This window comes from Pseudostreptobacillus hongkongensis (assembly GCF_001559795.1).
Lineage (GTDB): Bacteria > Fusobacteriota > Fusobacteriia > Fusobacteriales > Leptotrichiaceae > Pseudostreptobacillus > Pseudostreptobacillus hongkongensis.
Map to the genome: position 1 here is coordinate 1 of NZ_LOHY01000093.1, position 1,692 is coordinate 1,692.

Here is a 1,692-nt window from a genome sequence, read left to right on the forward strand (position 1 = left end):
TTTGTATACAGATCTTGCAAATATATTTAGAAGTATAGAAAATAGTGAAATAGGTTATCCAACAGAAGATGATATAAAAGGGTTATTTGATGATATAGATACTACACATAAAAGATTAGGAGAAACTGTTGCAGAAAAAAATTCAAAATTAACAACAGTTTTACAAGGAATAGCAGATATAGAATTTGGAGATATAAAAGATAATTCAATAGATACATTTGGAGATGCTTATGAATATTTAATATCAAATTATGCAAGTAATGCAGGTAAATCAGGTGGAGAATACTTTACACCTCAATCAGTATCAAAACTATTAGCAAGAATAGTAATGGAAGGAAAAGAAAGAATAAATAAAGTATATGATCCTACTTGTGGGTTTCGTGTCATAATAATGACATAGGCAAATAGTCAAGTAAATACAAGGATTTTAGAGCTTATACCAAAGTTTAAAACTAAAAAATTAAGTGGTTGGTGTGCTGTTTAGAGTAGTTATTGAAAAAATAAATGTTGCAAACAGTACATTAGCATAAAGGAGGAACTCATATGTCTAAGGTTAAAAAAGACACGATTGAAGCAAAAGGTTTTGCTATTCAAATTTATACTGAAGACTTTAAAAATGACTATATAAGTCTAACGGATATTGCAAAATATAAGAATAGTGAAGAGCCTAATGTAGTTGTTGCAAATTGGATGAGAAATTATAACACGATAGAATATTTAGGAATATGGGAGCGGTTAAATAATCTTGAATTTAACCCCCTCGAATTCGAGGGGTTTTTGAAAGAAGCAGGTAGTAATGCATTCACGTTATCTCCTCAGAAATGGGTTAATACGACAAATGCAAAAGGAATATATGTGAAACTTGGAAGAGGTGGCGGTACTTTTGCCCATAAGGATATTGCATTTAAATTTGCTTCATGGATTTCAGCAGAGTTTGAGTTATATATCATTAAAGACTATCAAAGATTAAAAGATGATGAAAATTCAAGACTATCACAAGGTTGGAATCTGAATAGAGAAATTTCTAAGATTAACTACAAAATCCATACAGATGCTATCAAAGAATATCTCTTAAAGGATCTTACTAGCGAACAGTTATCTTATAAATACGCAAGTGAAGCAGATATGCTCAATGTTGCCTTATTTAATAAAAGAGCAAAACAGTGGCGTGAAGAAAATTCTGATTTAAAGGGTAATATGAGAGACTATGCAAGTCTGAATGAATTATTGGTACTAGCAAATATGGAAAGCTACAATGCTGTTTTAATTAGTAAAGGCATGGATCAAAAAGAAAGAATGATAGAACTTAGAAAGCTTGCCAGAACACAGCTTATGTCAATTGAAAAGTTGAACAATACAGGAATTAAAAGTTTAGAAGATAAGTTAAAGAAATAGAGAGGTATGTTATGATTGCTTAATATAGGAATGGCTTTACTATATCTATTAATGATATTTTACATTATAGGAGCAATCGAACACTTTATAAACAAAGAAATATTAATAAGAATGCAAGAAATAGTTGGAGTTTTTTTAGTAAGTTTATATGGATTACAAATGAAAGGTAATATTGTAATAGAATTTATTGAATTAATAAATGATATAATAAAACAAAATATAACAAAAAAGTAAAGGGAGATAATTAATGGCAGAAAATGAAGTAATACAAAGAGCAGAATTGCAAAGAAAAATATG

3 protein-coding genes are annotated in these 1,692 nt (G+C 29.0%); all 3 read left to right on the forward strand.

What is annotated here, in order from left to right; all coding sequences use genetic code 11:
* The coding region (locus AYC59_RS04890; RefSeq protein ID WP_211260010.1) for an N-6 DNA methylase at positions 1–400 on the forward strand (400 nt) is incomplete at its 5' end.
* A 143-nt stretch (positions 401–543) separates the two neighbouring features.
* Entirely contained in the window at positions 544–1,395 is an 852-nt protein-coding gene (locus AYC59_RS04895) for a KilA-N domain-containing protein (RefSeq protein ID WP_066895791.1), read from the forward strand.
* Positions 1,396–1,410: 15 nt separating this feature from the next.
* Positions 1,411–1,629: a CD1845 family protein gene (locus tag AYC59_RS04900; protein WP_066895793.1), complete on the forward strand. Its 219-nt coding sequence runs from the start codon at positions 1,411–1,413 to the stop codon at positions 1,627–1,629.
* The last annotated feature ends 63 nt before the right edge of the window (positions 1,630–1,692 follow it).

Coding starts and splice junctions, on each gene's coding strand:
- AYC59_RS04895 (WP_066895791.1), top strand. CDS start 544: ATGTCTAAGGTTAAAAAAGACACGATTGAAGCAAAAGGTTTTGCTATT.